The organism is Streptomyces sp. NPDC054840 (assembly GCF_053611065.1).
Map to the genome: position 1 here is coordinate 1 of NZ_JBSGZP010000394.1, position 6,936 is coordinate 6,936.

Sequence of the window (6,936 nt, forward strand, 5' to 3'; positions counted from 1 at the left end):
CCGGCGGGGACAGCTCGTCGAGCGTGTCGAGCTCGTCGTCCGAGGCCAGTTCGCGCTCCCAGGCGGCCGCGAGCCGCTCCTGCTCCTCCTGCGGTCTGCTGGTGACGGCCTCCTGCTGCTGCGTTCCGAGAGCCGCGAGGAAACGCCCGACCGCGTCCGTCGGCATGCCGTACTCCTTCTCGCCGTGGGGAGGGCACCGGCGATCGCGATGCCGTGCCTGGCCCAGGATGGCGAACCGGGCCGGAGCGGGCGGCCCGACACGGCGGTCCGCCACCCGAATGCCCGCGCCCGGCCGCCCGGTGCCGAGAGCCCGCGGGGGGCGCGTAGCCGGAGTGCCCGGGTCACTCCGGTCGAGCCCGGTCGGTCGCCTCAGGGCGTGGATGTCCAGTCCTGCCCGTGAAGTCGTTCGAATCCGTCCAGGAGGAGATCCAGCGCGAACTCGAACTCGAACTGGTCGTCGCACCCCTGGCCGACGACCGTCCGCCGGTCGTGCGCCACCGCCCGGGCCAGCTCGGTGACGTGGGGGTATCGCCGGGCCATCGCCTCGTACGCGGCCGCCTGTGCCGCCTCGTCCTGCGGTGCGGTGCCTGCCGGGTCCTGCGGTGCGGTGCCTGCCGGGTCGTCGAACAGCTCCTCGGTGAAGCCGAGAACCCGGCTGCCCAGGGCATGCATCACATGGTGGGTGAGGTCGGTCGAGAAGCCGCCGGCCCGGAATGTTCCGATCACCGAGTCGAGGTACGCGAGCACGGCCGGCGTGGGGCTGGTGCGCGACCGGATCACCTGAGCCGCCCAGGTGTGCGTGAGGAGGGCGCCGCGCGCCCCGAGGATCCGCGCACGGACGGCGCTCTTCCAGTCGGATCCCGGGACTTGGCGCGCGATGCCCGCGACGACGACCTCCACCATGCCGTCCAGGAGTTCTTCCTTGTTGGCCACGTGCTTGTAGAGCGCCATCGGGACGACACCCAGCTCCTGGGCGAGTCTGCGCATGCTCAACGCCTCGATCCCGGCGCCGTCGGCGAAGGCCACGGCGGCGCGCAGCACCCGGTCCCGGCTCAGGGGGGTTCGGCGCGGTTCCTGAGGGTCCTGCGGCTGCTCGGGCATGGGGGCTTCTCCCTCGATCCGTTCCCGGAGTGATGCGGTGGCGTCCGTCGCCTTGACGAGTGTACGGCGTACACCTACTGTGAGCGCCAACCGTCGGGTGTACGCCGTACACCCATGAGGGAGGGGTCTGTTCCGCATGAGCTCAACCAGGAGAACCGCGATCGTCGCGGGTGTGCTGTTCCTCGTCACCGAAGTCGCCGCGATCGGCGGGCTCGCGCTGTACCGCCCCCTCCTGAGCGACGCCGGCTACGTCCTCGGGCCGGGCGCCGACAGCCGGGTGTTCCTGGGAGCGTTGTGCGAGTTCGTGCTCGCCCTGGCCGTCACGGGCACGGGGGCCGTGCTCTACCCGGTCCTGCGCGGGCGCAACGAGGGGGCCGCCGTCGGCTACGTCTGCGGACGGCTGCTGGAGGCCGCCGTCATCGTCGTCGGCATCATCAGCGTGCTGTCGGTGGTGACGCTGAGGACGCAGGCGGAGGGCGCGACGGGCACCGACGGGGCTTCCCTGGTCACGGCGGGCCAGGCCCTGGTGGCGTTCCACGACTGGACGTTCCTGTTCGGACCGAACTTCGTCCTGGGAGCCAACACCGTGGTGCTGGCCGGCCTGATGTACACCTCGCGGCTCGTACCGCGACCGCTCGCGCTCCTGGGGCTGGTCGGCGGGACGCTGATATGCGCCTCGGCGACCGCCGTGCTGTTCGGGATCTACGAGCAGGTCTCGGTGGCGGGGTCCCTCGCGGCGCTTCCCGTGTTCGCCTGGGAGGTGACGCTGGCCGTCCGGCTGCTCGTCAAGGGCTTCGACGCGCGTGCTGGCGCCGACGCCCACACCGTGTGACGACTCCTGTCGGCTCTCGCCCGCTTCCGCCCGCTCTCGCTTCTCTCAGGACATCCGGGCCACGTTCCACATCGGCAGGCCCCTGAAGAACTCCACGGCCTCCGCCCGCCAGTACGGCTCCCAGGACGCGGCCTCGGCGGCGGCCGCCTCCGCGTGCCGCCGGATCTCCGCCTTCAGCCGCCGGTCCACGCCCGCGGAGAGGGCGATCTCCCTGATCCGGCCGAGGGTTCCGTCCGGGCAGCCGGGATCGCCGAGCGCGGCTTCGACCAAGGCCGCGTCGGCCCCGGTCGCGGCGGCCAGCACCGCGCGGACGGCGTAGGTGCGGCGGCCCGAGCGGATGTCCGCCCCGGTGGACTTCGCCTCGGCCGCCGGGTCGGTGCCGGACGGCACGAAGAGGTCGAGGTAGTCGTCGCGCATCTGCTCGGAGATGCCCACCAGCCGGGAGTAGCGGTGCAGTCGGTCGCGGTGCGGCGCCGGATCCCCGCCCGCGGCCAGCAGCCCCATCGTCAGCGGCGCGAGGATCGAGTACCGCGCGCTCTTGAAGTCGGTGACGGTGTGCAGGAATTCCTCGTCGGGCAGGATGTGGGAATCCCGCTCCAGATCGGCGATCTGCCCGGCCACGGTCTCCGCCGCGGTGCGCGTGTGCACGCCCAGCAGCGCCTGGCGGAGCTCGGCGGGAACCTCGGCCTCCAGCAGTACCTGGGTGGACAGGAACGCGGCGAGGTCCCCGGCGAGTATCGCCAGCCCGAGGGCGGTGGCGTCCTGGCCGGGGAGCTCCCCGCGGTAGGCGTAGTACGTCGAGGGGCCGCCGCGGCGCAGGGGCGCGTCGTCGATGATGTCGTCGTGGACGAGTCCGTGCGTCTGGAGCAGTTCGATGCTCAGCGCGGCCTCGGCGAGCCCCGGTATCTCGTCCGTGCTGACCAGCCGGGCCGCCTCGTACAGCAGGACGACCCGCAGCCGCTTGCCACCGCGCATGGAAAACTCCCGCAGCAGCTCCAGGCAGCGGGGGACGTACCGGCTGGGCACCGGGACGTCGAAACGCGCGCCGAGGCTGTCGAAGTACTGCTCGAACCGGGCGTCGAAGCGGATCCGATGACCGGCGACGCGTTCCAGGGTGGCGGCGGTGACGTTGGCATGCATGAAGATCAGTATCGACGACCGGCGACTTCCCCCTGAGCCGGCACGGTTCGGTTCACGATGCCCCGGACTGTGCCGCGACGATCAGGGCTCGCACAGGCGTACGGCGAGGGCGGCGATGTCGTCGTCAAGACGTCCCCTGCTGTAGCGGAGCAGGTCGCGGTGAAGAGCCGCGAGCAGCTCGTCGGGGGGTGTCTGGGGCTGTCGGCCCATCCACGCGGCCAACGGGAAGAACTCGCCGTCGCGCGCGCGGGCCTCGGCGATCCCGTCGGTATAGAGGAGCAGCAGGTCGTCGGGGGCGAAATCGAAGGTGTCGACGCTGTAATGGTCGCCGATCAGCTCCGCGAGACTGAGCAGTGGTGAGGGCGTGCTGGGTTCGAGGGCGCGGACCTTCCCCTCGTTCAGAAGCAGAGGCGGGGGGTGGCCGCAGTTCAGGATGTCGATACGTCTGTTCCCGTGCGGGATCTCGACGAGCAGGGCGGTGGCGAAGCGCTCCAACGGCCCCTCGGGGGGAAAGGCGCCGTTGTAACGGGTGCTGCTGGCATCCATCCGGCGTGCGATGTCGACCATGTCGGTCTCGTCGTAGGCGGCCTCCCGGAAGGCGTTGACGATCGCCGCGGCCGCCCCCACCGCCGGCAGACCCTTGCCCCGTACGTCGCCGATGAGCAGCCTGATCCCGAACGGGGTGTCGGCCACCTCGTAGAAGTCCCCGCCGATGCGGGCCTCTGCCGCGGCCGCGAGATAGAGCGACTCGATCTCGACAGGGCCGAAGCGGCGTGGCATGGGGCTGAGCACCACCTGCTGCGCCGCGTCGGCGACGAGCCGTACCTGGAAGAGGGTGCGCTCCCGCTGGAGCCGAACGTGGCTTCCGTACGCGGCGGCCACGGTGACCGCGATGATCCCCGCGGCCGTCCACCACGTCCCCAGACCGGGGAAGACGAAGCCGAGGCCGATCATCAGAAGCAGGCAGACCGTCCCGAGCAGGACGGTGGGGAGCACCGGCCACATGGCGGCGGCGAGGGCCGGCGCTGCGGGAAGGAGGCGACTGAAGGCCATCTCCGGGGGAGTGGCGTAGGCCAGGCTGGCAATGACGACGGTCAGGATGACCGGCGACAGCCGCACAAGTGTTCCCGGGCCGGGTCGCCGGCGGAGCCGTGGCCGTCCAGACTCGATCACACTTCACAGGATATCTACGTAATGAAGGCATAGCGCTTTGGCGATCGGGGTCGGCCGCCTTCCCCGGATGACGGGCACCGTCGGCGGGGCCGTCGGGCAGAGGGGGCCGCCGGTCGTCGCGGCGAGCCCTACAGGCCGTCCGACCAGGCAGAACGCGGGGTAACCACCCACCCCGGTGGGCCGCGGTCCTCATCGTCCCGGACGCTCGTCGTCCAGATGCGGACAGCGCCGGTCCGCAAGGAGGTCCTGGCCCCCCGGGCCCCGCCGGAGGCCGTCCTGCGCGGTCGGTATCCCGCCACCGTCACCGCCCGGACCGCGCCGGTGACCCGGGCGCCGCAGAGGCACCCTTCCGGACCTGGTACGGCCACCACCCCGACTGCTTCGGCCCCGGCCCGGCCGGACGACCGTGGCCGGTCCGCCCGCCACCGGCGATATTCGGACGCCGTTCCGTGTTGCTCCAGTGGGCTGACGCGGGGCCTGCGAAGTGCCACGATGATCCGTGCTTCGACAGTGCGCCGGACGGGACGCGGTGAGCGGTGACAGCGTGTCCCGGAGGCAGCCCTACCCCACGAAAGGGCGGACACCCCATGCGCGTCACCTCCCTCGCAGCGTCCTTAGGCAGCTCCCAGGGTTCGGCCGCGGCCGATCCCATACAGCTCTATTACAGCCGCAAGACCCAGGAGATCCTGCACAAGTACGGCCCGGGCCCCCGTGTCCACTTCCACGTGGGGCTGTACCCGGACGGTCCGCCGGACAGCACCGTCTCCCAGAGCGTGCTGAAGCAGCGCATGCTCGACGCGCAGGAGCGGATCGTCGAGCACGCGGCCCGGTCGTGGGGCGCGTACGAGACGCCTCCCCGGCGGCTGCTGGACATCGGCTGCGGCCTGGGCGGGACCTCGCTCTACTGGGCGCAGGAGCACGGCGCGTCGGTCACCAGCCTCACCGTCGCGGCGGAACACATCCCGATCGTCCGGCACTTCGCCCGGCACGCCGGGGTCGGGGAGCGGGTGAAGCCCTTACTGGCCGACGTGCACGACCTGGACGAGACCCGTGCGTACGACGCCGTCTACGCCAACGAGAGCAGCGGCTACACCGACCGGACCCGGCTCTTCGAGGTCGTCGCCAAGGCACTGGAACCCGGCGGATGGTTCGGGATCCAGGAGCACTTCGTGGGCCGCTCCCCATGGCGCGAGTTCATCGACGGCTACTACAGAACGCGACTCGGACACAGAGGGGAATACCTGGCCGCGGCCGAGGCGGCCGGTTTTGAACTCGTGCACGAGGAGGACGTGACCGACTCGGTGGCGGAGTTCTGGGTGCAGTCCATGGCGTGGAACACCGCTGAACTCGACCGGCTCCGCGCGGGGTCCGACGCCGAGCCGGGCGCCTGGACCGGGGAACGGCTCGAACAGTCGACGATCGCGCACAGCAGGTTCTTCCGGCTCTGGCGTGACCACGCGGTGCAGACGCGGCTGCTGCAGTTCCGGATCGGGGGCCGCCGATGACGGCCTCACCCGCACCCGTACCCGCATCATCCGCAGCCGCATTGCCATCGTCGCCGCGGCCGGCACCCCGCCCCTCGCTCCTCGGTGCGCGCCTGCCGTCCTTCTACTGCCCTCTGGAGCGCGACCTCGTCCATCCCCGGGCCAAGCAGGTGGAGGCCCTGGCGGTCGAGTGGCTGGACGCCTTCGGCGTCTACCCCGATCCGGTCGAGCGCGCCTGGGGTCTCGCCACCCACAGCGCCGACTTCTCCTGCCGCATCATCCCCGAGGGGAGCGTCGAGGCCCTCCTGCTCTTCACCGAGTGGAACTACTGGGCCAACGCCGTCGACGACTGGCAGGATTCCGGTTCCGACGAGGTGGGGACGGGTGCCGTCGTCGAACACGGTGTACGCCTGCTGCGCACCATCGAGGACCCGGGAGCATCGGTGCTGCCCGACGGACCGATGACCCGCGCGCTGCTGGACCTGGTCCGCCGCACCCATGCCCTGCTCACGCCCTACGAGCTGCGCCGGTTCGCCGAGGGGACACGCGACTGGCTGCTCGGAGCGGCCTGGCGGGCCGCCCAGGGCGAGGCGGGGATCATGCCGGGCCTGAACGACTTCGTCGCCATGGGGCCCTTGGCGAACGGTACGCGCTTCTCGCTGACCTGGTCCGACGTCGCGCGCGGGGACCGACTGCCTGCGGAGGTGCTCTGCTCCCGCGCCCTGACGGCACTCACGGATGCGGCGGGATTCGTCGTCAGCGCGGACAACGACCTGTTCTCCTACGACAAGGACGACCACCTGGAGCCGCGGGAGGTGAATCTCGTCAACGTCCTCGCCCACCAGGAGAACTGCTCGCCCGCCGAGGCCGTGCCGCTCGCGGTGGCCCTGCGTGACCGGGTGATGGTCCTCTTCTTGACGCTCCGGGCGCGGCTGGAGACCGGCGCGAACGCCGAACTGCGCCGTCACCTGGCGGCGTTGGGCCACTACGTGGCCGGCTCCATCGCCTGGCAGAGCCGGGCCCCCCGCTACGCGAGCCCACGCAACCGCCACGAACTGCCTCTCCCGGAAGCCCGGTTCGCGATCCGGTTCGCCGATGTCCCCGGCTTCGCCGGAACCGAGCCGCCCGATGTGCCGGCCCTCGCGTCCTGGTGGCAGCACCTGCGCGACTGAGCGTGCCCAGGCCCCGGCCGGTGTGGCCGGGGCC

General features: G+C 71.5%; 6 protein-coding genes. 3 read left to right on the forward strand and 3 right to left on the reverse strand.

Annotated features, from left to right (window positions below; translation table 11 throughout):
- Positions 1-369: 369 nt before the first annotated feature.
- Positions 370-1,101, reverse strand: coding sequence for a TetR/AcrR family transcriptional regulator (locus ACWGIU_RS24775; RefSeq protein WP_453709197.1), 732 nt, complete (start codon positions 1,099-1,101; stop codon positions 370-372).
- A gap of 136 nt (positions 1,102-1,237) precedes the next feature.
- Between ACWGIU_RS24775 and ACWGIU_RS24780 the strand changes: the two genes are divergently transcribed.
- Positions 1,238-1,933, forward strand: coding sequence for a DUF4386 domain-containing protein (locus ACWGIU_RS24780; protein ID WP_453709199.1), 696 nt, complete (start codon positions 1,238-1,240; stop codon positions 1,931-1,933).
- Positions 1,934-1,978: 45 nt separating this feature from the next.
- Here ACWGIU_RS24780 and ACWGIU_RS24785 read toward each other — a convergent pair whose 3' ends face one another.
- Positions 1,979-3,073 carry a polyprenyl synthetase family protein gene (locus tag ACWGIU_RS24785; RefSeq protein WP_453709201.1) on the reverse strand — a complete coding sequence of 365 codons (1,095 nt, stop codon included), beginning with the start codon at positions 3,071-3,073 and terminating at the stop codon, positions 1,979-1,981.
- A gap of 81 nt (positions 3,074-3,154) precedes the next feature.
- Complete coding sequence (locus ACWGIU_RS24790; RefSeq protein WP_453709203.1) at positions 3,155-4,192, reverse strand: PP2C family protein-serine/threonine phosphatase; 1,038 nt, start codon at positions 4,190-4,192, stop codon at positions 3,155-3,157.
- 641 nt (positions 4,193-4,833) lie between these two features.
- Between ACWGIU_RS24790 and ACWGIU_RS24795 the strand changes: the two genes are divergently transcribed.
- Positions 4,834-5,751: an SAM-dependent methyltransferase gene (locus tag ACWGIU_RS24795; protein WP_453709205.1), complete on the forward strand. Its 918-nt coding sequence runs from the start codon at positions 4,834-4,836 to the stop codon at positions 5,749-5,751.
- 41 nt (positions 5,752-5,792) lie between these two features.
- Positions 5,793-6,902 (forward strand): terpene synthase family protein, encoded by a 1,110-nt coding sequence (locus ACWGIU_RS24800; RefSeq protein ID WP_453709206.1) that lies wholly within the window; start codon positions 5,793-5,795, stop codon positions 6,900-6,902.
- The last annotated feature ends 34 nt before the right edge of the window (positions 6,903-6,936 follow it).

What these genes read in the sequence shown, in the direction of transcription:
- ACWGIU_RS24775 (WP_453709197.1), bottom strand. Translation starts at nt 1,101, where the DNA reads ATGCCCGAGCAGCCGCAGGACCCTCAGGAACCGCGCCGAACCCCCCTG.
- ACWGIU_RS24780 (WP_453709199.1), top strand. Translation starts at nt 1,238, where the DNA reads ATGAGCTCAACCAGGAGAACCGCGATCGTCGCGGGTGTGCTGTTCCTC.
- ACWGIU_RS24785 (WP_453709201.1), bottom strand. Translation starts at nt 3,073, where the DNA reads ATGCATGCCAACGTCACCGCCGCCACCCTGGAACGCGTCGCCGGTCAT.
- ACWGIU_RS24795 (WP_453709205.1), top strand. Translation starts at nt 4,834, where the DNA reads ATGCGCGTCACCTCCCTCGCAGCGTCCTTAGGCAGCTCCCAGGGTTCG.